Origin of the sequence: Nocardioides xinjiangensis (assembly GCF_017916455.1) — a bacterium.
Lineage (GTDB): Bacteria > Actinomycetota > Actinomycetes > Propionibacteriales > Nocardioidaceae > Nocardioides > Nocardioides xinjiangensis.
Map to the genome: position 1 here is coordinate 2,281,819 of NZ_JAFMSY010000001.1, position 21,566 is coordinate 2,303,384.

Annotated in this window: 24 protein-coding genes; 12 read left to right on the forward strand and 12 right to left on the reverse strand. The window is 73.0% G+C overall.

Annotation, left to right across the window (positions count from 1 at the left end; translation table 11 throughout):
- Nucleotides 1–98 precede the first annotated feature (98 nt).
- Genes J3P38_RS17755 through ccsB form a run of 4 tightly spaced genes read left to right on the forward strand, consistent with a single transcriptional unit; the run spans nucleotide 99 to nucleotide 3,901 of the window.
- Nucleotides 99–542, forward strand: a complete 444-nt coding sequence (locus tag J3P38_RS17755; protein WP_307807850.1) for a TlpA family protein disulfide reductase — start codon at nucleotides 99–101, stop codon at nucleotides 540–542.
- The gene (locus J3P38_RS10745; RefSeq protein WP_210503540.1) at nucleotides 535–1,284 is read left to right on the forward strand and encodes a cytochrome c biogenesis CcdA family protein; all 750 of its coding nucleotides are present in this window, start codon (nucleotides 535–537) and stop codon (nucleotides 1,282–1,284) included. The genes J3P38_RS17755 and J3P38_RS10745 overlap by 8 nt, the downstream gene beginning before the upstream one ends.
- Complete coding sequence (gene resB / locus J3P38_RS10750; RefSeq protein WP_307807851.1) at nucleotides 1,281–2,918, forward strand: cytochrome c biogenesis protein ResB; 1,638 nt, start codon at nucleotides 1,281–1,283, stop codon at nucleotides 2,916–2,918. The genes J3P38_RS10745 and resB overlap by 4 nt, the downstream gene beginning before the upstream one ends.
- Nucleotides 2,915–3,901, forward strand: a complete 987-nt coding sequence (gene ccsB / locus J3P38_RS10755; RefSeq protein WP_210503541.1) for a c-type cytochrome biogenesis protein CcsB — start codon at nucleotides 2,915–2,917, stop codon at nucleotides 3,899–3,901. The genes resB and ccsB overlap by 4 nt, the downstream gene beginning before the upstream one ends.
- Here ccsB and J3P38_RS10760 read toward each other — a convergent pair.
- Entirely contained in the window at nucleotides 3,818–3,994 is a 177-nt protein-coding gene (locus J3P38_RS10760) for a hypothetical protein (protein ID WP_210439738.1), read from the reverse strand. The genes ccsB and J3P38_RS10760 overlap by 84 nt on opposite strands.
- A 36-nt stretch (nucleotides 3,995–4,030) precedes the next feature.
- On the opposite strand from J3P38_RS10760, the gene J3P38_RS10765 reads away from it, so the two are divergent.
- The gene (locus tag J3P38_RS10765; protein ID WP_210503542.1) at nucleotides 4,031–4,294 is read left to right on the forward strand and encodes a DUF4229 domain-containing protein; all 264 of its coding nucleotides are present in this window, start codon (nucleotides 4,031–4,033) and stop codon (nucleotides 4,292–4,294) included.
- Between the two features lie 20 nt (nucleotides 4,295–4,314).
- Nucleotides 4,315–5,421 carry a DNA glycosylase AlkZ-like family protein gene (locus J3P38_RS10770; protein ID WP_210503543.1) on the forward strand — a complete coding sequence of 369 codons (1,107 nt, stop codon included), beginning with the start codon at nucleotides 4,315–4,317 and terminating at the stop codon, nucleotides 5,419–5,421.
- Here the strand turns inward: J3P38_RS10770 and J3P38_RS18390 are convergent.
- From J3P38_RS18390 to J3P38_RS10785, 3 genes are read right to left on the reverse strand one after another with little or no spacing between them, the layout of a single operon-like run.
- The gene (locus J3P38_RS18390; RefSeq protein WP_210503544.1) at nucleotides 5,408–6,664 is read right to left on the reverse strand and encodes a GNAT family N-acetyltransferase; all 1,257 of its coding nucleotides are present in this window, start codon (nucleotides 6,662–6,664) and stop codon (nucleotides 5,408–5,410) included. The genes J3P38_RS10770 and J3P38_RS18390 overlap by 14 nt on opposite strands.
- Before the next feature lie 59 nt (nucleotides 6,665–6,723).
- Nucleotides 6,724–7,599: a 1,4-dihydroxy-2-naphthoate polyprenyltransferase gene (locus tag J3P38_RS10780; protein ID WP_210439742.1), complete on the reverse strand. Its 876-nt coding sequence runs from the start codon at nucleotides 7,597–7,599 to the stop codon at nucleotides 6,724–6,726.
- The gene (locus J3P38_RS10785) at nucleotides 7,583–8,938 is read right to left on the reverse strand and encodes an MFS transporter (protein ID WP_210439743.1); all 1,356 of its coding nucleotides are present in this window, start codon (nucleotides 8,936–8,938) and stop codon (nucleotides 7,583–7,585) included. The genes J3P38_RS10780 and J3P38_RS10785 overlap by 17 nt, the downstream gene beginning before the upstream one ends.
- 215 nt (nucleotides 8,939–9,153) lie before the next feature.
- Between J3P38_RS10785 and J3P38_RS10790 the strand changes: the two genes are divergently transcribed.
- Both J3P38_RS10790 and J3P38_RS10795 read left to right on the forward strand, forming a co-directional pair.
- A complete protein-coding gene (locus J3P38_RS10790; RefSeq protein ID WP_210503545.1) occupies nucleotides 9,154–10,713 on the forward strand; it encodes an HNH endonuclease signature motif containing protein in 1,560 nt (519 codons plus the stop codon).
- A gap of 176 nt (nucleotides 10,714–10,889) precedes the next feature.
- The gene (locus tag J3P38_RS10795) at nucleotides 10,890–11,090 is read left to right on the forward strand and encodes a hypothetical protein (protein WP_210439745.1); all 201 of its coding nucleotides are present in this window, start codon (nucleotides 10,890–10,892) and stop codon (nucleotides 11,088–11,090) included.
- A 186-nt stretch (nucleotides 11,091–11,276) separates the two neighbouring features.
- On the opposite strand, the gene J3P38_RS10800 is transcribed toward J3P38_RS10795, so the two are convergent.
- Nucleotides 11,277–11,561, reverse strand: a complete 285-nt coding sequence (locus tag J3P38_RS10800) for a hypothetical protein (protein ID WP_210439746.1) — start codon at nucleotides 11,559–11,561, stop codon at nucleotides 11,277–11,279.
- A 314-nt stretch (nucleotides 11,562–11,875) separates the two neighbouring features.
- Between J3P38_RS10800 and J3P38_RS10805 the strand changes: the two genes are divergently transcribed.
- Nucleotides 11,876–12,289 carry an ANTAR domain-containing protein gene (locus J3P38_RS10805; protein ID WP_210439747.1) on the forward strand — a complete coding sequence of 138 codons (414 nt, stop codon included), beginning with the start codon at nucleotides 11,876–11,878 and terminating at the stop codon, nucleotides 12,287–12,289.
- Nucleotides 12,290–12,534: 245 nt separating this feature from the next.
- Here the strand turns inward: J3P38_RS10805 and J3P38_RS10810 are convergent, their stop codons facing one another.
- From J3P38_RS10810 to J3P38_RS10835, 6 genes are all read right to left on the reverse strand, one after another.
- Entirely contained in the window at nucleotides 12,535–12,996 is a 462-nt protein-coding gene (locus J3P38_RS10810; protein WP_210503546.1) for a hypothetical protein, read from the reverse strand.
- A 65-nt stretch (nucleotides 12,997–13,061) separates the two neighbouring features.
- Nucleotides 13,062–14,321 (reverse strand): NupC/NupG family nucleoside CNT transporter, encoded by a 1,260-nt coding sequence (locus J3P38_RS10815; RefSeq protein WP_210503547.1) that lies wholly within the window; start codon nucleotides 14,319–14,321, stop codon nucleotides 13,062–13,064.
- Nucleotides 14,314–14,490, reverse strand: a complete 177-nt coding sequence (locus J3P38_RS10820) for a hypothetical protein (RefSeq protein WP_210439750.1) — start codon at nucleotides 14,488–14,490, stop codon at nucleotides 14,314–14,316. The genes J3P38_RS10815 and J3P38_RS10820 overlap by 8 nt, the downstream gene beginning before the upstream one ends.
- Nucleotides 14,491–14,509: 19 nt before the next feature.
- Nucleotides 14,510–15,055, reverse strand: coding sequence for an RNA 2'-phosphotransferase (locus tag J3P38_RS10825; RefSeq protein WP_210439751.1), 546 nt, complete (start codon nucleotides 15,053–15,055; stop codon nucleotides 14,510–14,512).
- Between the two features lie 3 nt (nucleotides 15,056–15,058).
- Nucleotides 15,059–15,346, reverse strand: coding sequence for a DUF1330 domain-containing protein (locus J3P38_RS10830; RefSeq protein ID WP_210439752.1), 288 nt, complete (start codon nucleotides 15,344–15,346; stop codon nucleotides 15,059–15,061).
- 29 nt (nucleotides 15,347–15,375) lie between these two features.
- On the reverse strand, nucleotides 15,376–16,638 hold the full coding sequence (locus J3P38_RS10835; RefSeq protein WP_210503548.1) for an MFS transporter: 1,263 nt from the start codon (nucleotides 16,636–16,638) through the stop codon (nucleotides 15,376–15,378).
- Between the two features lie 37 nt (nucleotides 16,639–16,675).
- Between J3P38_RS10835 and J3P38_RS10840 the strand changes: the two genes are divergently transcribed.
- From J3P38_RS10840 to menD, 3 genes are read left to right on the forward strand one after another with little or no spacing between them, the layout of a single operon-like run.
- Nucleotides 16,676–17,704, forward strand: a complete 1,029-nt coding sequence (locus J3P38_RS10840; RefSeq protein ID WP_307807852.1) for an AMP-binding protein — start codon at nucleotides 16,676–16,678, stop codon at nucleotides 17,702–17,704.
- A gap of 17 nt (nucleotides 17,705–17,721) precedes the next feature.
- Nucleotides 17,722–18,663, forward strand: a complete 942-nt coding sequence (locus tag J3P38_RS10845) for an o-succinylbenzoate synthase (protein WP_210439753.1) — start codon at nucleotides 17,722–17,724, stop codon at nucleotides 18,661–18,663.
- On the forward strand, nucleotides 18,660–20,261 hold the full coding sequence (gene menD, locus J3P38_RS10850; protein WP_210439754.1) for a 2-succinyl-5-enolpyruvyl-6-hydroxy-3-cyclohexene-1-carboxylic-acid synthase: 1,602 nt from the start codon (nucleotides 18,660–18,662) through the stop codon (nucleotides 20,259–20,261). Before J3P38_RS10845 ends, menD begins: the two co-directional genes overlap by 4 nt.
- 58 nt (nucleotides 20,262–20,319) lie before the next feature.
- On the opposite strand, the gene J3P38_RS10855 is transcribed toward menD, so the two are convergent.
- Nucleotides 20,320–21,522 carry a glycoside hydrolase family 16 protein gene (locus tag J3P38_RS10855; RefSeq protein WP_210503549.1) on the reverse strand — a complete coding sequence of 401 codons (1,203 nt, stop codon included), beginning with the start codon at nucleotides 21,520–21,522 and terminating at the stop codon, nucleotides 20,320–20,322.
- Nucleotides 21,523–21,566 lie beyond the last annotated feature (44 nt).

Genomic DNA, 21,566 nt, shown 5'->3' on the forward strand with positions numbered 1-21,566 from the left:
TGCTGGGGCTCGCCTGCCTGCTCGCGCTCGCCGGCTGCTCGAGCCTGTCCGGGACCGGTGACAAGGGCTACATCACCGGCACGGGCGTCCCCACCGAGGTGAAGGCGGTCGACCGCGGCGCGCCCGTGGAGCTGACCGGCACCGACCTCGACGGCGAGGAGGTCGACCTCGCCGAGCTGCGTGGGCGGCCCGTCGTCGTCAACGTCTGGGCGTCGTGGTGCCCCCCGTGCATCGTCGAGCAGCCCGACCTCAACGCGGCGGCCGCCGAGCTCGGCGACGAGGTGGCCTTCGTCGGCCTCAACATCCGCGACGCGTCCACCGACGACGCCAAGGCCTACGTCCGCGACCTCGACGTGCCCTACGCCTCGATCTACTCCGCCGACGGCGCGGCGCTGCTGCCGTTCGCGGGCACGCTGACGCCCCGCTCGATCCCCAGCACCGTCGTCCTCGACGGGGAGGGCCGCATCGCCGCCTCCGTCAACGGGCGCATCCCCACGACGCAGACCCTGGTCTCGCTGGTGGAGGCGGTCCTCGATGAGTGACTGGTTCCAGGAGACGGCTCTCTCCGGCTCGATGGTGCTGGCGCTTCCGGTGGCCCTCGCCGCCGGGCTCATCTCGTTCTTCAGCCCCTGCGTGATCCCGCTGCTGCCCGGCTACCTGTCCTACGCCACCGGGATCTCCGGCGGCGACCTCGACCAGGCCCGCCGCAGCCGACTGGTGCTGGGCGCCACCCTCTTCGTCCTCGGCTTCTCCCTCGTCTTCGTGCTGCTCGGCAGCCTCACCGGCGCCGCCGGCGCGTGGCTGTTCACCCACACCCGCCAGCTCAACCTCGTCCTGGGCGTCATCACGATCCTGCTCGGCGTGGCGTTCCTCGGTGCCTTCGGCTTCCTGCAGCGCGACTGGCGCATCCACCGTGTGCCGGCCGTCGGGCTCGCCGCCGCACCGCTGCTCGGCTTCCTCTTCGGGGTCGGGTGGACGCCGTGCGTGGGCCCGACCCTGGCGGCCATCAACGTCCTGTCGGTCAACGAGGCGACGGCCGGGCGGGGCGCGCTGCTCTCGGCCGTGTTCGCCCTCGGTCTCGGCCTGCCCTTCATCGCCGCGGCGCTCGCCTACCGCCGCATGCTCGGCGCGTTCGCGGTCGTCCGGCGCCACCAGCTGCTCGTCGTCCGCCTCGGCGGCGCGATGATGATCGTCGTCGGCCTGCTGCTCGTCAGCGGCTGGTGGGACCGGATCGTGCAGTGGCTGCAGCTGCAGGTCGTCCAGGGATTCACGGTGCCGGTGTGACCGACCTCCAGCAGCGGCCGTCCGACGACCGCCAGGCCACCGCACTGCCCCCCGACCTCACCGTCCGCGAGCTCGGGCGCTGGACGTGGCGCCAGCTCACCTCGATGCGGACGGCCCTCGTGCTGCTCCTGCTCCTGGCCCTCGCCGCGATCCCGGGCTCGGTGATCCCGCAGGAGGACATCGACTCCCTCGCGGTGTCCCAGTGGCGCGACGACCACCCCCGCCTGGCCCCGATCTGGGACCGGCTCGACCTGTTCTCCGTCTACGGCTCGGTGTGGTTCTCCGCCATCTACCTGCTGCTCATGGTGTCGCTGGTCGGGTGCATCATCCCGCGGCTCCTCGTGTACGCCCGCGCGCTGCGCGCCCGGCCGCCGAGGGCCCCCCGCCACCTGTCCCGCCTGCCCGAGAGCGCGTCGTACACCACCGGCGACGCCCCCGAGGCCGTGCTCGGCCGTGCCGCGGACGTGCTGCGGGGCCGACGGTTCCGCGTGGAGCCGGACGACGGTGCCGTCGCAGCGGAGCGCGGCTACCTGCGCGAGGCCGGCAACCTGGTCTTCCACCTCGCCGTCATCGTCGTGCTGGTGGGCGTCGCCGCGGGCAGCCTGTTCGGCTACAAGGGCGGCGTCATCATGCTCAACGGCGAGGACTACGGCTTCTCCAACAACCTCACCCAGTACGACGACTTCGCCCCCGGTGCGCTCTTCGACCCCGACGTGATGGAGCCGTTCTCGTTCAGCATCACCGACTTCCAGGTCGACTGGCTGACCGAGGGCCAGCGCGCCGGCATGGCGCGCGAGTTCGTCGCCGAGCTCGCCTACGAGACCGAGCCGGGCGGCGGGACGAAGTCGTACGACCTCAAGGTCAACCACCCGCTGACGATCGGCGGCACCGACGTCTTCCTCATCGGGCACGGCTACGCCCCGGTGATCACCGTCCGCGACGGGGAGGGCGAGGTCACCAAGAGCGGCCCGGTCGTCTTCCTGCCCACCAACGCCCAGACCTTCGAGTCCTTCGGCGTGGTCAAGGCGCCGTTCGCGCGGCCGGAGCAGATCGGCCTCGAGGGCACCTTCTACCCGACGTTCGCGATGGGGGAGGACGCCGAGGGCAACCTCAGCATGCCCGGCTCGATCTGGGGCGACGCCCTCGACCCGCTGATCTCGATGAGCGTGTGGACCGGGGACCTGGGCGTCGACGACGGCAGCGCCTCGTCGGTCTACGTCCTCGACAAGGCCGGCGCGACCCAGGTGACGGAGGCCGACGGCCGGCCGTTCCGCCTGGACCTGCGCCCCGGCGAGACCGCGAAGCTCCCCGACGGTCTGGGGACCGTCACCTTCGACGGGCTCGAGCGGTGGAACAAGATCCAGATCAGCCGCAGCCCCGGCAAGCTGGTGGCGCTCGCGGGCGTGGTGCTCGCGCTGCTCGGCCTGCTGGGCTCGCTGTTCGTGCGCCCGCGCCGGATGTGGGTGCGCGCGCGGCGCCAGGACGACGGCACCACGCTCGTCGAGGTGGCCCGGCTCGACCGGTCGTCGGGAGGCGACCCCGAGGACGGCGCTGCCGAGCTCGCCGCGGTCGTGGCCGCGCTGCAGGGCGCGGACGACGACACGACCACCAGCAACGAGAAGGAGCAGCCATGACCGACGAGTGGTGGGAGACGTTCAGCTACCAGGGCGTCATCGCGGCCGCAGTGCTGTACTTCCTCGCGATGCTCGCCTACTTCTTGGAGCTGGCCGGGCTGCGGTCGGTGTCGAAGGACGAGGAGCTCGACAGCCGTCGTACGGCGGTGGCCGGCCGCCTCGGCCTCGTGCTGGCGGGTTTCGCCGTGGTCGTCCACCTCGTCGCGCTCGTCGCGCGGGGCCTCGCCGCCGACCCGAACCGGGTGCCGTGGGGCAACATGTACGAGTTCACGATCTCGGGCACCTTCGTGGTCGGGCTGATCTTCGTGGTCGCCGCGCTCCGCACCGACGTCGAGTGGCTCGGACCGCTCGTCACGACCTTCGTGGTGGCCGCGCTGATGGCGGCGTTCCTCGGCCTCGACGACGCCGTGCTGCCGCTGCCGGACGCCCTCAACTCGCCGTGGCTGGTGATCCACGTGGTCTCCGCAGTGATTTCCACCGGCGCGTTCACGATCGGGGCGCTGCTCTCCGGGCTCTACCTGGTCAAGGCCCGCTCGACCGCGACCACGGGCTACCTGGCGCGCGTCCCCGACCCCAAGGTCCTCGACCGGCTCTCCTACCGGATGCACGCCTTCGGCTTCCCGGTGTGGACCTTCGCCGTCCTTATCACCGGGCCGATCTGGGCCCACCAGGCGTGGGGCGCCTACTGGAACTGGGACCCCAAGGAGGTGTGGGCCTTCATCACCTGGGTCGTCTACGCCGCCTACCTGCACGCCCGCGCGACGGCGGGCTGGCGCGGGCGCAACGCCGCGGTGCTGGCGCTGGTCGGTGCCGCGACGCTGTGGTTCAACTTCATCGGCATCAACTTCTTCAGCTCGTCCAGCCAGCACTCCTACGCCGAGGGCGCCCGGCAGGAGCGGTCAGTCGTCCTCCGGGTCGCGGGGCCGGTCGAGACCGCGCAGGAAGTCGGGGTCGTCGTCGGGGCCGATCACGCGCGGGCGTGACGTCGTCCCCCCGTCCAGGCGCCGCAGCGTCAGCTTGACCAGGAACCACACGACGACCGCTATCAAGGCGACGACGAGCAGGACCTTCAGCATTCCTCCAATGTAGTAGGGGGCCCCTAGGCTGGAGGCGTGAAGGAGTTCGTGGTCTACACGCTCATGCGGGTCGTGCTGTTCGTGGCGGCGTTCGCCGTCGTCGTCGGAATCATGGCGTTGCTCCTCGACGGCCGCTACAACCTGTTCTGGTCGGTCATCCTCGCCTTCCTCATCTCCGGCGTCGCGTCGTACTTCCTCCTCGACCGCCAGCGCGAGGCGTTCGCCCGGCGCGTGGAGGCGCGCGCGGCGCGGGCGTCCGCGGCGTTCGAGGAGCGCAAGGCGCGCGAGGACTCGGACTGACGCGAGGCGGCTCCGGCGGCATGTCGACGCTGCGGGTGACCCGGCGCCAGGCGCTGGCCTGGCGGATGCGGCGACAGCACCTGTCGGTGCCCGGCGCCTCGGGCGCGGCGGGCGCGGGCGACGCGGGCGAGGTCGTCCGCACCCTGGCAGCGCTGTCGGTCTTCGGGTCCGACCCCGACCTCGCCGTGCGCCGCCGGCTCGCCGAGCCGCGACAGCCGGGTGAGGTGCAGCGCGCCCTGCGCGACGGCCGGCTGCTGCGCACCTTCTCCTTCCGCGGCTCCGTGCAGGTCATGGCGCCCGAGACCGCGGGGTCCTACCTCGCGCTGCGCGCGGCCGGGAGGCAGTGGGAGCTGGCCAGCTGGGTGGAGCACTACCGGCTGCGGGCCGAGGACTGGCCCGACCTGAGGGCGGCCGTCCGCGAGGTCGTCGCCGGCGGACCGGTGCCGCCGCAGGCGGTGGCCGACGCGCTCGCGGGCAGCGCCCGCTTCGGGCACCTCGCCCGCGAGTTCGCCGAGCCCAACCACACCTTCCTCAAGCCCTTCGCCTGGCAGGGCGACATCGCCCTGGGACCCGAGCTCGACGGCCCGCTGGCCCTGCAGAGCCCGACGGCCGCACCCGGCTGGGCAGGCGTCCCCCCTCTCGACGAGGCGGGGCGCCGGGCGGTGCGGGAGTACGTCGGCGCCTACGGGCCGGCCGCTCCCGAGCACCTGCACTACTGGCTCGGCGAGGGTCTCAGCGCGGGCCGCAGGCGCATCGACCGTTGGTGGGACGAGCTGCACGGCGACCTGGCCGAGGTCGACGTCGAGGGCGAGCCGCGCTGGGTCCTCGCCGACCACGCCGACGAGCTCGCCGCCGTGCCTCCCGAGCCGACGGTGCTGCTCCTGCCCGCCAAGGACGCCTGGGTGATGGGCCCGGGCACCAAGGACACCTGGGTGGTGCCCCCGGAGCACCGGGCGGCGATGACGCGCGTCGCCAACCCGGTCGTCGTCGACGGCGTCGTGCGCGGGACCTGGCGCACCGACGGCGACGTGCTGGAGGTCGCGGCACCGCCGTCCGCGGGCCTGACGGCCGAGGCGGACCGGCTGGGTGCGCTGCTCGGGGTCGGGCTGCGGCTCAGAACCCCGTGAGGCTGTAGGGCGGCTCGGCCAGGTCGGCCATCGCAGCGAACCGGCGTACGGCGGCGTCCTGACCCCTGACCCGGCCGGCGCGGTGCAGCAGGAGCACCGGCACGGCGCTCAGGTAGAGCGATCCGAGCGTCTCGGCGGTGAGGCCGACGTCGGGCGCGCGGTCGGTGGGGGACACCGTCGCCACCCTGTCCGACGTCGCCAGCTCGAAGCCGCCCGCCGCGTGGCCCTGCGGGTCGTCCACCTCCACGACGACCGTCCCGTCCGCCGCCCACGGGCGGGCGGCGAGAGCGCGCGGCACGTCGAGGACGCGGAGCCAGAGGAACTCCGGCACCTCGGTCGTGCTCACGCGGTTGAGGTCGGTGAGCGCCCATGCGAGCGGGTCGTCGGGGTGGAAGAGGTTGAAGCCCACCTTCGTGACACGGTCCATCCCTGCGAGGAACGACCACAGTCCCAGCTGCGCCTCGGGACCGAGCGCGATCATCTCCTCGACCCGCACCGAGTCCTTCTCGCCGTGCTTGAAGACGACGAAGCCGTCGACGGTGCCGGTGGCGTCGAGGTGCACGGCCACCCGGATCTTGCGGTTGGGGCCGCCGGCGGTGAAGTCGTACGCGCCGGTGTGGATGTCCTCGTACTGCGCGGGCCACTCGACCGAGCCGCGCTGCCGTGCGTGGAACGCGTCGAACACCGCCTTCAGGTGCCGCCAGGCGGTCCCGGGCTCGACGAGCTCGACACGGCCGGGGTCGACGAACGAGCGCATCGCGAAGCCGGTCGTCGTGTCGACGTCGACGCCCTGCCGGAAGGTGGCCGGCCCGAACCCCCACCGACCGTAGATCGTGGCCTCCGACGCGGTGAGCGCCGCCATCGGCACGCCCTGTGCCACGGCGTCGGCCAGGTCGTCCTCGACGAGCCGGCGGAGCAGCCCGCGGCGGCGGTGGGCCGGGCTGGTGGTGACGTCGGTGATCATCCGCAGGGGGAGGAGCTCCCGGCCGGCGTTGAGGGTCTTGTCGAAGCTGGCGTACGTGGCGACCGGCATCGGACCGGCGCCGAACTCGCCCTCGGGCAGCCAGGCGCCGCGGACGATCACGCGGTCGGTGCGGTAGTGCGCGACCCAGCGCTCGACCATCTCGTCCTCGGGCCGGTCGTCGCGGAAGCCGCGCATGACCGCCTCGATCCAGCCGCGGCGTCGGGCGGCGGCCTCGGTGCCGTCGTCGGAGAAGTCGAGGATCGCGAAGTCGTAGTCCACGCGGTCACGCTAGTGAGGGCGGGACCGCGCCGGCCACGGGTTATCCGGCCGCGGCCGGGTCAGCCCGCGACGACGAGCGGCACGGCGACCAGCACCGACCACAGCAGCTCGGACGCCCCCGTGGCGGCGAGGACCGGCACGAGGGCGGGCCCGGCGGCACCCGCCAGCACCGCACGGGCGGGGGCGGCCGCGCGGACCAGGAAGCCGAGCCCGGCCAGCGCCCACCACGTGGTGGCGGCACCGACCGCCACCACCGCAGCCGCGGCGACCAGCACGAGGAAGGCGTAGAGGTGGCGGGTGCGCTCGTCGCCGAGGCGCACGGCCAGGGTGCGCTTGCCGGCCACCGTGTCGGTGGGGATGTCGCGGAGGTTGTTGGCGACGAGGATCGCGCAGGCCAGCGCACCGATGCCGACGCCGGCGTAGAGGGCGGGCCACTCCCACGTCCGCGTCTGGACGTACGTCGTCCCGACGACCGCGACGAGGCCGAAGAACACGAAGACCATGACCTCGCCGAGGCCGAGGTAGCCGTAGGGCTTGTCCCCGCCGGTGTAGTACCAGGCGGCCACCACGCACACCAGCCCGACCGCGACCAGCCACCACGCGGTGGTCGCGGCGAGGACCAGGCCGGCTGCGGCGGCCACCCCGAAGGCGGCGAAGGCAGCCGCCTTCACCGCGCGGGGGCTCGCTGCCCCCGAGCCGACGAGGCGCATCGGTCCCACCCGGTCGGCGTCGGTGCCGCGGATGCCGTCGGAGTAGTCGTTGGCGTAGTTGACCCCGACCTGGAGCGCGAGGCTGACCACGAGGGCCAGCAGCGCCTTCCACCAGACGGCCTCCTCGACGTACGCCGCCACGCCGGTGCCGGCGAGCACGGGCGCGACCGCGGCGGGGAGGGTGCGCGGCCGGGCGCCGGCGATCCAGTCAGCGGTGGAGGTCACCGGTGGATTCTGGCAGTGGCGCCTCGGGCTCGACGATCGAGGGCGGGCCGGCGGTCGCGACCTCCTCGGTGTGGGGGCCGCCGACCCGCGCGTCGGCGAGCACGTCGGCGGGGACGTTCCTCTCGAGGAAGCGTCGTCCGGAGTGCGCGGCGGAGTGCAGGCCGACAGCGGCCACGGTGACGATCGCGGCGATCGTCAGCCAGCCGAAGGCACCCCAGTGCATCGCGAGGAGGCCGTAGACGGCGGGCGCCCAGAACCGGCCGAGCGTGTTGCCGAGCTCCGAGACGCCCTGGTAGTCGCCGCGCCGGCGCGGGTCCATCAGCTCGGCCTCGAAGGTCCAGCCGGAGGCGGAGAGGAAGAGCTCCGCCACCGTCAGGACGACGTGCCCGAGGAAGAACATCGCGATGGTCACCCAGCCCACCGTCTCGTGCGTCGCGAGGGTGATCAGGCAGGTGAGGACGAAGAAGCAGGTCGAGATCCGGACCGCCCGCAGGGCCGTGTCGACGTCGTGGATGCCGCGCGAGGTGAGGCGGGGCAGCACGATGCACATCACCGTGTTCGTGGCGAACAGCACCGCCACGAGGACGCGCGGTGCGTCGGTCTCCGCCACCAACCAGAGCGGGATCACGGTGTGGAGCAGCACCTGGTTGGTCCAGAGGACCCCGGTGAAGAAGGTCACCGCGATCCAGCTGCGGTTGCGGATCGCCGGGATGCCCTCCGGCTTCGCCCTCGGCTCGGGGCCCCGGACGTCGTGCGTCGCGTCGGGCAGCCGCAGGATGGCGGCGGCGTTGACGACGAAGAGGACGGCGGTCAGGACCGGCGACCAGCGGAGCACGTCGGTGCCGAACGCGATCGCGCCACCACTGAGGAACGCACCGAGGCTGAAGCCGACGTTGAGCGCCGAGTACATGTACGCCCGGGACTCCACGCGCTCCGCAGGCGGCAGCACGTCGATGACGTAGGCGCCGTGGGCGGTGCCGCCGAGGGTGCCGGCGACCTCCATCGCCACTGCGAGGGCGACGTACTCCGGGAAGCTGTCGACGAACGGCCACGCGAGGAACAGGGCGCTCTGCACGGTCGCGCTCAGCGACCACATCCGCTTCGGCCCGAAGCGGTCGACCAGCTTGCCCATCGGCACCGCGACGCAGAAGCTCGCGACCGCGGCGATCGTGAGGCCGAGCCCGACCTCGGCCAGCGTCAGCCCGACGACGAACTTGAAGAAGACGGCCGAACCGGCGAGGAAGGCCCCCTCGCCTGCGGCGAAGAGCAGCGATTGGACGGAGAGCCGCCCAGCGAGGCTGGAGGGCGGGGTGGCGTAGCGGACCAGTGCGGCGATCATCGCCGACATTCTCTCCCGGGGCACCGACGGTCGTCCTCCCAATTCCCTCGACCGTCGTAGGGCTCGGTCGTCGCGCAGTCCGATCGTCGGCGGGAAGCGGCTCGTCGCCGTGCCAGTGGGTCGCGATCCGCGCACCGCGAACACGTTCGAAAACAGTTCTCCACAGATGTCTTCGGGCAGGTCAGGATGTCGGTGAGGTCTGGGAGACTGGACGCATGTCCACCACCACCCCGGCTGCTGTTGATCGGCCCTCGAGCCGTGCGGTGCTGGATCGTGCGGTGGCGGCGGTGGAGTTGCGGCGGCGGGCCGAGGTGGAGGTGGTGGAGGCGGCGTTGGCGTGGGCGCACGCCCACGTGCTGGCCGCGGACGCCGATGACGACCTGGTCGCGGGGTGGCGCTCGGACACCGTCGCGGCGGTGGGGAGCGCTGCGGGGTTGTTCGGGGAGCGGGCGCTGCCGGTCGCAGGGGCGGGCGCGCCGCGGGTCGCGGAGTTCGCCGTGATCGAGCTGGCGGCGGCGTTGGACCTGTCGCACGAGGCGGCGTTGGCGCTGGTGGGTGACGTGCTCGACCTGGCCCACCGGCTGCCGCGGCTGTGGGCGCTGACCCGTGGGCTGCGGGTGCCGGTGCGGCTGGCGCGGGAGGCGGCGCGGGTCTCGCGCGACCTGGACGTGGTGGCGGCGGGGCATGCGGACCGGCTGCTGGTGTGGCAGCCGCGGCGGTTGAACCCGCACCGCATCGCGGTGCTGGTCCACGAGGCGCGGTTGTACGCCGACCCGGACCGGGCGGTCGCCGACCACGACCACGCGTTGGCGGCACGGCGCGTCGAGGTGCACCACGACGAGGGCGCCCCGGGCACGTCGGCGGTGTTCATGACGCTCGACACCGCCGACGCGGTCGCGTTCGACCACACCGTGACCACGATGGCCGCCACGATGCGCTCCCTGGGCCACCCCGGCCAGCTCGGGGTGCGCCGCGCACACGCGGTCGGGGTCCTCGCCGACCCCCAGAAAGCACTCGACCTCCTGACCGTGGCCGCGGTCGCGGCACGCGACAGCGGGCCGGCGACCGGGGCCGCGGAGACAGGTGCCCCGGTCTCGCAGACAGATGGTCCGCCGCTCCCGATGGACGATCCCAGGGTCTGCGTCGCCGAGGACGCCGCCTACGAACCCGCCACCCCGTTCCGACGCCCCACCACCAGCGGCGGCAGCGGCGGCGGAGACAGTCAGGGCAACGAGGGTGGCGAGGTGCGGCTGGTCGTGCACGTCACCGACCGCGACCTCCTCGACACCCACTCCGGTGCCGCCGCGTCTGTCGCCAGCCGTGGTGTGGCGAGGTGTGACCGGCTCGGCCCGATGCTCCTGGGCCGGCTGCGGTCGTGGCTGCTCACCGCCGGACAGGTCACCGTCACCCCGGTGCTGGACCTCGACCCGCACACCACCGCCATTCCCGCGGTGGACCGCCACGACCCACCCGCGCGCATGGCCGAAGCGGTCCGACTGCGCGACGACACCTGCGTCTACCCCCACTGCGGCCGCCCGTCGCAGCGCTGCGACCTCGACCACATCACCGCCTACGTCCCCCTCCACGACGGCGGACCACCGGGCCAGACCCGCCCCGACAACCTGGCACCGCTGTGCCGGCGCCACCACCGCGCCAAGACCTTCGCCGACTTCACCTACCACCGCCGACCCGACGGCTCCTACCACTGGACCCTGCCGTCCGGACGCACCGTCACCACCGACCCACCCCACCGACGACCCCAACCGCCCCGCTGAGCCCGACACCCACCCGGTGATCGGGCCACCGGCACGCCCGGACCTGCCGACGAGCGACGGGCCGAGCCGATGTTGCCGGGTGTGGTCCCGGGTTCTGCGTCAATCCGTGCCGGGCGCGTCGCCGAAGCACCGTGGTGACGACGAGATCCGCGGATGGGACGGTCCGCAGCAGACGGTTGACGCGCGCGCAGATCGAGCAGGTGGCACGGCGGATGAATGCCCCGGAAGGACAGCTCGTCGTCTTCTCCCGCGACGGCGTCGTCCTGCACACCGACGCCGAACGACGCGGAACGCTGGCACTGCACGACGAGATCTACGCGGCCCGCCGGATCGGCAGCGAGATCGAGATCCAGCGGATCCCGAACCTGGATCAGTGATCCCCGTGCTGGTGCAGCTCGGGGCGGAAACACGTATCCGCCCGGCTCCACGGGGGCGGAGTCGGGCGGATACGGGCGTCGACTGCTACGTCCTGGCTCGTGCCGGCAGTAGCCGCACTGCGCCGTGGGCTGCAGCGGCGCTCAACATGCCGAGCACCTGGCCCAGCGAGCGTAGGTGTAGTGGGGTCACCGGTTGGCGCCGGCGCGGTCCGCGGCGTCGTCGTCGTAGAAGTCGCGGCTGCCGGACTTGGCGAGGCCGCGGCTGATCATGTAGCCGATGGTGAGGAGGGTGACGTAGAACCACGCCTCCTGGGTGCCGAAGTCGCTGTTGTCGGTCACGGCGGCCGCGACGAGGACGGCGACGGCGATGACGACGTACGCGATGAGCTCAGTGGTCTTGTACGACGACTTGGTCTCGGTGCTGACGCGGCGGGTGGTGGTGGGGCGGGTGTCGGCGTTGGTGGTCGACATTGGTGTCTCCTGTGTGACTCGCGAAGATGGCGTGCCCATGGTCTTGAGCCCGTGCGCCGATGGGCGCAGGGCCGCTCCGTACCCGTCGCCAGTGCGCTCATGCCCTGTCCCGTTGTGGGCTGCATCTCAAGCGGCGCGCTGCGCATCGGATCGACGACGAGGGGAACCGCCCCGGCAGGCTGCTCGGGCACCCCGGGAAGACCTGGGCGGCTCAGGCCCGGGCGCTCCAAGAAGCGGGGCGCCCGGGCTGCATTCCCGGGCTGCCCCCCGGGCGGTTGACCCCGTCCGCTACCGCGTTGCGCCACAATGTCCCCATGGCTGACCGCAACAGCGCGCACCTCCAGCAGCAGATCGACGAGCTCGTCGGCAAAGTGGCGACGAACACGGACCACATCGCCACCCTCACCGGTCGGGCCGATGCCTCGCATGCCCGCGCCGACGCCACCGAGCGACGGGTCGACGACATCGAGGCACGTGCGGCGGTGGACCGGGAAATCATCGCGGAGCTGCAGGCGGACGGCGTGCTCTCCCGCGAGCACGTCTCCCAGCTCGAGGCCGCGCTGGTGTCGTCCCGCGTGATCGGCACCGCCGTCGGATTCCTCATGTCCACCCGCGGCATCGGCCAGGACGAGGCCCTGGCCGTGCTCAAGCAGACCAGCCAGCGCACGAACAAGAGGATGCGGGACCTCGCGGAGACAGTGATCGCCGAAGCTGCCGCACCCCGGTAGACCCAGCACGTCCCGTCCGAAGGCCTTCGCTCGTGACAGGGCGGCGGCGCCCTCTCGCCTGCAGGTCGCGCCGCCGCCCTGCGAGCCGCACGGCTCGGGGGGCCCTGCTTTCCGGCGGGAGGTCGGCGCAGGGAGTCGAGCAGCCACCATGACAGCGCTCCGGCGCGCTGAAGTGTTACGGCCCCGGGCCAGCAAGTCGTGGTCCGCCGCCGAGAGCACCGCGACAGCGCTGCGCCGGCACCCGACTACCCAGCCGGGTAGGCGTAGACCACGCCGCGGATGCCCGTCGCCTCCTGGCAGCGCTCGATGCGGTCGGCGAACGTCTCTCCGCGCCACGACCTGAGGTCCGCGACCGGCGGGTACCAGCCACCACCGCCGTCGAACACGGCACCCACCTGCGCTGCGGGAGCGTCCTCGAGCTGCGGCGCGTCGTCGAACACCACCGTCCTGTTGTCGGCGTCCCATGTCGCTCCGTGCGGCCAGAACACGATGGCGCTGCCCAGGACCAGGCACCCCTTCCGGAGGTGGAGCAGCCCCGACACCTCCGCCGTCGGGTAGCTCTCCGCCTCCTCGGGCGCTGCTATCACCGGCGTCTCGGTGCCGGCGCCGTCGCCCGGCGCTCCGCCGGTGGCGCTTCCGCACGCGCTGAGCGCCAGCACCAGGCAGCCGGATCCTGCGAGCGACGTCCGTCCTCCCTGATCGCGCACCACCAGCCCCCTCGCATCGTGTGCCTGAAGTCTGCCGCGCAGCGCGGATGTCTGTCCTTCGTCGCCTAGATCGAGATCACGACCCCGGCGATCGCCGCGTTCGCGAGGTTGGCCAGCGCGCCCGCCAGCAGGGCGCGCAGCCCGAGCTGGGCGACGACGCCCCGGCGCTCGGGCAGCAGTGACCCGATCGTGCCGATCTGGATCGCGATCGAGCTGAAGTTCGCGAAGCCGGCGAGCGCGAAGGTCACGACGGCGACGGTGACGGGGAAGAGGCTCTCGACCTCGGGGCCGAAGCTGGCGAAGGCGACGAACTCGTTGAGCACGGTCTTCTCGCCGATCCACGACCCGGCCTGCACCGCCTCCGACCACGGCACGCCGAGCAGCCACGCGAGGGGAGCCAGGCACCAGCCGAGGAGCCGCTCGAAGGTGAGGCCGTCCACCCCGACCCAGGAGCCGACGGCGCCGAGGATCCCGTCGGCCATGGCGATGAGGGCGATGAAGGCGATGAGCAGCCCACCGACCGTCACCGCGATCCGGGCCCCGGCCAGGGCGCCGCGACCGATGGCGTCGATGACGTTCGACGACTCCTCGTCGCGCACCGAGCGGACGTCGACCTCCTCCTCGCTGTCCACCGGCGTGGCGCCGTCGAGCTCGTCGTCCTCCGGCGTGCTGTCGGGCCACATCACCTTCGCCATCAGCAGCGAGGCAGGGGCGTTCATGACGGTCGCCGCCAGCAGGTACTCCAGCGGCGCGCCGAGCAGCGAGTAGCCGACGAGCGTCGATCCCGCGGCCGCTGCGAAACCCGCCGCCATGATCGTGAAGAGCTGGCCCCGCCTCAGCGAGCGGAGGTAGGGCGCGATCATCAGCGGCGCCTCGCTCTGCCCGAGGAAGATCACGGTCGCGCCGTACATCGACTCCACCTTGCTGACGCCCAGGAGCCGCGCGAGGGCGCCGCCGAGGAGCCACGTGGCCCACTGGACGAAGCGCAGGTAGTAGAGCAGCCCGATCAGCGCGCCGAGGAAGATGATCACCGGCAGCACCTGCAGCGCGAAGATGGTCTCGTTCTCCTCGCCCACCGCGAGCAGCGGCCCGAAGACGAACGCCGTGCCCTCGTCGGCGTACCCGATCAGCGTCGCGACCCGGTCGGAGACCCACTCGAGGGCGTCCCTGCCCGGTCCCCAGCGCAGCACGAGCGCCGCGAACCCGACCTGCAGCGCCAGGGCGACGCCCACCGTCCGCCACGAGATGCCCCTCCGGTGCCGCGACAGAGCGACCGCGACGAGCAGCAGCAGCGCCAGGCCGAGGATCCCCCGCAGGTCAGCCATCGCCGCGCCGCTCGTCGCCGTCCGCCCGGTCGTCCTCCGGGGGAAGGCCGCGTGCGAGGTCGCGGGTGTCGCGGGCGATGCGCTCGGCGCGCCGGCGCTCGAACAGCAGGATGACCGCGACCACCGCGACCATCACGACGACGGTGACGACGAGCCGGTAGGCGTCCATGGCCCCACCATGGCACGGGCTACGGGTGGACCGACAGGTGCTCGGGCGGCACCCGGTCGGTCAGCCAGACCCCGTTGCCGGTGCGCCAGAACGTCGCGCCCGCCCCCACCATGGCGCCGGCGTCCACCTCGAGCACCACGGCATCGCCTCGGCGCCGACCCACGCGTCGGGCCGTGTCCACGTCGCCCGACAGGTGCACGTGGTGGCGGCCGCGGCGGTCGAGTCCCGTGGCGAGGACGGACGGCAGGTTCCGTGCGGGCGTGCCGTGGAAGAGCACGGGCGGCGGGTCGGCCGGCGTCAGCGCGAGGTCGACCTCGACGGAGTGGCCCTGCCGTGCCCTGATCCGGTCGCCGGCCCGGTCGACCTCGAAGCGCTGCTTGTCGTTGGTCCCCACGACGCGGTCGAGGTCCGCGCGGGCCAGAGGCGACCCGGCGGCGGCGAGCGCGGCGAGCAGGTCGTCGACGGCCACCCAGCCGTGGGCGTCCAGCGTCAGGCCGACGGAGTCCGGCCGGTGCCGGAGCACGTACGACAGCCGCTTCGAGGTGCGGACGTCGTCGGGCCGCACGGGTCAGGCCCCGGGCACCACGCGCATGTCGCGGTCGGCGCCGCCGTCCAGCGCCCGCAGCGCCTCCTGGTAGGGCTCGCTCTCGTGGGCGGCCACCGCTGCCTCGACGGACGCGAACTCGATGACGATCGTGCGGGTCGCCTCGCCCTTCTCGAAGGTGGCCTCGGGCATCCCGCGCACGAGGAACCGTCCGCCCGCCGCGCGCAGCGCCGGCCCGGCCAGCTCGGCGTAGGCCGCCACCTTGTCGGGGTCGTGGACGGCCTTGTAGGTGGTGATCCAGTACGCGGTCATGGCGCCGACACTACGGCGTGCGGCAGCGGTCAGTGCGCCGACCCGTGCCGCGCGAGGTACCGCTCCGCCGCCCGCGCGGACGGCGCCATCGTGAGGGTGGAGACCACCACGATCGCCGCGATGACGATCCAGCCGAGCGAGCCGTGCTCCATCGCGAGCCAGGTGTAGAGCGCCGGCGCCCAGACCGAGCCCAGCGTGTCGCCGATGTGGGCGGCGCCCTGGTACTCCGCTCGCTGCTGGGCGTCGGTCAGCTCCGACATGAAGCCCCAGTGTCCGGCGGACTGGAACAGCTCGGCGCCCGTCACGGTGACGTGGCCGAGCCACACCAGGACGATCGTCAGCCAGCCCATGGTGTCGTGGGTGACGAGCACGATGGCGCAGGAGAGGACGAAGAAGCCGGCCGAGATGTACGACGCGCGGAGCGAGCGGGCCACCGAGTCGACGCCGCGGGCCGCGGCGACCTGCAGCAGCACCGCCATCACGGTGTTGGTGCCGAAGAGCCAGGCGAGCAGCACCCGGGGGGCGTCGGTCTCCTCGACCAGCCACAGCGGGATCACGATGTTGAGCAGCACCTGGTTGCTGCCGAGCACGCCGTCGCCGGTCATGAGGGCGAGGAACGCGCGGTTCTTGAGGGCGGCGGGCTTGATGACCGCTTCGTCGGCGTGGGCGGGCGTCGCCTTGGCGGGTGGTTCGGGCAGCCGGGTGATCCAGTAGGTGTTGGCCAGCAGGATCACCCCGGTCAGGACCGGCACCGCGCGCACCACGTCGTCGCTGTTCGCGGCGAGCGCGAGGCCGCCGATGAGGGCGCCGAGGGTGAACCCGATGTTGAGGGCGGCCCGCATGAAGGCCTGGGACTGGACCCGCTCCTCACGGGTGAAGATGTCGATCGTGTACGCGCCCCGGCCGCTCCACCCGGCCTGGCTGACCACCTCGAGGACGACCATCATCGCGAGATAGGCGACGAAGCCGTGGATGAACGGCCACACGAGGTAGAGCGCCGAGGTGAGTGCCGCACTGATCGCCCAGATGCGCTTGGTGCCCACGCGGTCGGCCAGCTTGCCGGCGGGCACGGCGAAGAAGAACGACGTGACGCCCGCGACCGTGAGGCCGATGCCGACCTGCGCGGCGGACAGCCCGACGATCTGGGTGAAGAAGACCGCCGACCCGGTGACGAAGGCGCCCTCGCCGATCGCGAAGAGGATCGACTGGACCGACAGCGACCTCGCCAGCGGCGACGGGGGGAGCTGCCGCTGCCACCACGACTGGGGGCTCTGGGTCTCCGTGTCGTCCATCGCGCCCCATGGTGGCAGAGCGGCTAGCGTTCGTCGTGTGGATTTCGTGCGGCCCTCGGACGAGCCGGCGGTCGCCATCGGGCAGCTGGCGCGATGGCTCGGGGCCGACGACCCCGAGCCGCTGCTGATCGAGACGTCCGGGTCCTCGGGCCGACCGAAGGGCGTGGTGATCCCGCGCTCCGCCGTGCTCGCCAGCGTGGAGGCCTCGGCGCGCCGGCTGGGCGCGACGGGGCGGTGGCTGCTCACCCTTCCGTCGTCGTACGTCGCGGGCGTCCAGGTCATCGTCCGGTCGCTGGTCGCCGGACACGAGCCGGCGGTGGTCGACGGGCTCGACGTCGGCCGGGCCGCGGCGGCCGACCGCACGGGCACCCCGGCGTTCGTCTCGCTCGTGCCGACCCAGCTCCACCGGATCCTCCGCGATCCCGAGCAGACGGCCGCCCTCGCCCGCTGCCACACCGTCCTCGTCGGGGGCGCAGGACTGGGCGCCCAGCTGCGCCGGCGCGCGGAGGAGCACGGCGTGCGCCTGGTGACGACCTACGGGTCGTCCGAGACCTCCGGCGGCTGCGTCTACGACGGCGTGCCGCTCGACGGGGTGGGCGTCGCGCTGGGAGCCGACGGCCGGATCCGCATCGCCGGACCGACGCTGTTCAGCCACTACGACGGTGACCCGCAGCTCACGGCCGAGACCGTCGTCGACGGCTGGTTCCTCACCTCCGACGTCGGCCGGCTCGACGAGGACGGGCGCCTCCGGGTGCTCGGGCGCGTCGACGACGTCGTGATCAGCGGCGGCGTGAAGATCCCGCTCCCCGCGGTCGCCGAGCGCCTGCGCCGGCACGTGCTGGTGGAGGACGCCGAGCTCTTCGGCGTCCAGGACCCCGAGTGGGGCCAACGGCTCGTGGCGGTGCTCGTGGGCACCGCCGACGACGCCGAGCTGCGCGACTGGATCGGCATCGAGCACCCGCGGTCGTGGGCGCCGCGCGAGTTCCACCGGGTCGAGCGGCTCCCGCTGCTGGCCAACGGCAAGGTGGACCGGCAGGCGATCCGGACGAGCCTCCGGCTCCCCTGATCGGGCACGCTTCAGCCATGCACGTCTTCTCCATCCCGCTGCGCACGAGGTTCCGCGGCATCACGGTCCGCGAGGGCGTGCTCCTCCGCGGCGACGCGGGCTGGGGGGAGTGGTCGCCCTTCCTCGAGTACGACGACGTGACCGCGCGCCCCTGGCTGGCCTGCGCGCGGGAGGCGGCGGACCTGGGCTGGCCGGCGCCGGTGCGCGACTTCGTCCCGGTCAACGTCACCGTCCCGGCCACCGACCCGGAGCGGGCGCACGCGATCGTCGTCGCGGGCGGCTGCCGGACCGCGAAGGTGAAGGTCGCCGAGCACGGGCAGGACCTCGCCGACGACGTGGCGCGCGTCGAGGCGGTGCGCGACGCCCTCGGCCCCGGCGGCCTGGTGCGGGTCGACGCCAACGGCGCGTGGGACGTGGACCAGGCCGTCCGCGCCATCGCCGCGCTCGACCGCGCCGCGGGCGGGCTGGAGTACGTCGAGCAGCCGGTCGCCGCGGTCGAGGACCTCGCCGCCGTGCGCCGCCGGGTGGACGTGCCGGTGGCGGCCGACGAGTCGATCCGCCGCGCCGAGGACCCCTACCGGGTGCGCGACCTCGAGGCGGCGGACGTCGCGGTGCTCAAGGTGCAGCCCCTCGGCGGCGTCCGGGCGTGCCTGCGGATCGCCGAGGACATCGGTCTGCCGGCCGTCGTCTCGAGCGCGGTCGAGTCGAGCGTCGGCATCGCCGCCGGCGTCGCCCTTGCGGCGGCGCTGCCCGAGCTGCACCACGCCTGCGGGCTCGCGACCGTCCAGCTGCTCACCGACGACGTGGCCACCGACCCGCTCCTGCCGGTCGACGGGATGCTGCCGGTCGGGGTGCCGGAGGTCGACGCGGCGGCGCTGGCCAGGCTCGCGGCGACCGAGGACCGGGTGGCCCACTGGCGCGACCGGCTGGCGTCGGTAGGGCAGGATCAGCCGGCGTGACCAACCCCTCGACCCAGCTCGCCCGGACCGTGGTGACCGCGCTGCGCGGCGCGGCGGTGCGTGAGGCGGTGATCGCGCCGGGATCGCGGAACGCACCGCTCTCCTTCGCGCTCTACGACGCGGCCTCCGCCGGCGCGCTGCGCCTCCACACCCGCCTCGACGAGCGCACGGCCGCCTTCGTCGCCCTGGGGCTGGCGAAGGTGAGCGGCCGGCCGGCGGCGGTCAGCTGCACGTCGGGCACCGCGGTGGCGAACCTGCTGCCCGCCGTCGTCGAGGCGGCCCACGCGGGGGTGCCGCTCGTCGTGGTGACCGCCGACCGCCCGGCCCGGCTGCGGGGCACCGGCGCCAACCAGACGACCGACCAGCGCGGCATCTTCAGCGGGTTCGCGCCGAGCCTCGACGTGGCGCACGCCGGTCTCGACGAGCTAATCGCCTTCCTGCGGTCCCACGACGGGCCCGTGCACCTCAACGTCCAGCTCGACGAGCCGCTGCTGCCCGACGACCACGGCTGGGACGCCGGGGCGGCGGCGCCGGAGCGGGCGGTCGCCTCCGCGACCCCGCCCCTCGAGAGGCTCGTCCTCGACCCCGGTCCGCGCACGGTCGTGGTGGCGGGGGACGACGCCGGTCCGCCGGCACGTGTCCTCGCCGAGGCCGCCGGGTGGCCGCTCCTCGCCGAGCCGTCCAGCGGGTGCCGCACCGGCGACCACGTCATCCGCACCTACCGCCTGCAGCTGACGGGCGAGCTCGGCCGGCAGGTCGAGCGCGCGGTGGTGCTGGGCCACCCCACGCTGTCCCGTCCGGTGTCGCGCCTGCTCGCCCGCGACGACGTCGAGGTCGTCTCGGTCCGCCACCGCGGCCTGTGGACCAAGCGACCGTTCGCGGTCGCCCGCGAGGTCGACCAGGTCGGGGTCCGGGAGCCGGACGACCCGGCGTGGCTGGCTGCGTGGCGCGAGGCGGACCGCACCACCTCCCGCGCCCTCGACCGGCTGCTGGCCGCGGAGCCGGACCTCACGCCGTACGAGGTGGCGGGCGCGGTGAGCCGGGCGCTGCCCCGACGCGGCCTGCTCGTGGTGGGTGCATCGAACCCGGTCCGCGACCTCGACCTGATGGTCGCGCGCTACGAGGTGGGCGGGCGCCGCAAGGTCATCGCCAACCGCGGGCTCGCCGGCATCGACGGCACCATCAGCTCGGCGGTGGGGGCCGCCCTCGGTCGGCCGCAGTCGTCGCGCGCCCTCGCGCTGATGGGCGACGTGACGTTCCTGCACGACACGACCGGCCTGTTCCTGGGCCCGCGCGAGGAGCGGCCGGACCTCACCATCGTCGTGGTCAACGACGACGGGGGGTCGATCTTCGCGACCCTCGAGCAGGGCGGTCCGGAGTACGCCGACAGGTTCGACGTGCTGTTCGGCACCCCGCACGGGGTCGACGTCGCCGCCCTCTGCGCCGCGGCCCGCGTCCCGCACCTGCGGGTGACGTCGCTGCCCGAGCTGGAGCAGGCGCTGGCCTCGCCCAACGGCGGGATCGAGGTCGTCGAGGCCCGGGTGCGCCGGGACAACCGGGCCGAGCTGGACACAAGGATCCGCGCGCTGGTCCCGTGAGGGACCAGCGCGCGGACGGGGTTCAGCAGTCGGGGCTCAGCAGTCGGAGCTCAGGACGTCAGGAGGCGGGGGTCTCCCACACGCGCACCCAGTCGACGTACATGTGCTGCGGCAGCTTCTTGTCCGACATCTCCAGCGCCTCGTAGTCGGAGGCGAGCAGGCTCAGGATGAGGTACTGCTGCTCCTTCGAGACGCGGGCCGACGTGCGCCACGTCTCCTTGCCGTCGATGCGGAAGATGATCACCCTGGGCGTCCACTGCACGGAGAACACGTGGTAGTTCTTCGACCAGCCGTCGCGCTTGTTCTTCAGGAACGACTTCGAGTCCTTGATCCACGAGCCGGTCTTGATCAGGCGCTTGCCCTTGTACCAGTGGATGAAGCTGGTCAGGCCGCCCTGCGGGTGCTTGTCGCCGAAGTACTCGATGACGTCGATCTCGTGGCCGTCGCTGCCCGGCCCGTTCTCGCCGACGGGCTGCGACCAGAAGCTGGCGTGCTGTCCCTGGCTCTTGTGCATCTTGATGCGGGCGGCCGCGACGCCGTACCTGAACGAGAACGCACCGTTGGTGCCGACGTGACCGTTGAGGCGGTAGGAGATCTTCTTGGTCACCTTGCGGGACTTGGCCTTGCACTTGCCCTTGGCGGAGCGGTCCTTGATCACGCTGAGGCGCAGGGCGCCGCCGCCGACCTTGACGGCCTTCGGGTCGCCCTTGGAGCACTTGCGCTTGCTCCGGGGCTCGTAGTTCTGGCCGCGCATGCCCCACGTGGAGCTCAGCGAGTTGCCGGAGAACTCGTCGGAGAAGGTCGGGACCAACCACCGCGAGGTGTCCTGGCTCCCGCTCGACTCCGCCTTGAGGCCCTTGAACTTCTGAGCAGTGACGCGGTAGGTCAGCGGCTGGCCGCCCTTCGAGACCAGGACGGAGAACTCGGCGCGACCCGCCTTGTCCTGCTTGGCGGTGTCGACCTTCTTCCACGAGGAGCCGTCGAACTGCTCGAGGGCGACCGGGCGGCCGACCTTCGTCGGCTTGATGGTCGCGGTGACGGCAGCCTTGGCCGAGCTCGCGCTGGCAGTGCCCCGGCCCTGCTGGACGATCTGGGGGAGCACCTCCATGGAGACCCTCTGGCCGGCCTTCTTGGTGACCGACGTCGACGTGGCGCGAGCCGCGGAGTCGGTGGCCGAGCCGGTCTCGGTCGTCAGGAGCAGGGACGCGGGCAGGAGCAGCGCAGCGACGCTGCCTGCGAGCACGCGGCGTGCAGAAGACATGGGAACTCTCTTCGTCTCGGGTGCGATTGGTGTTTCCCCCTGGG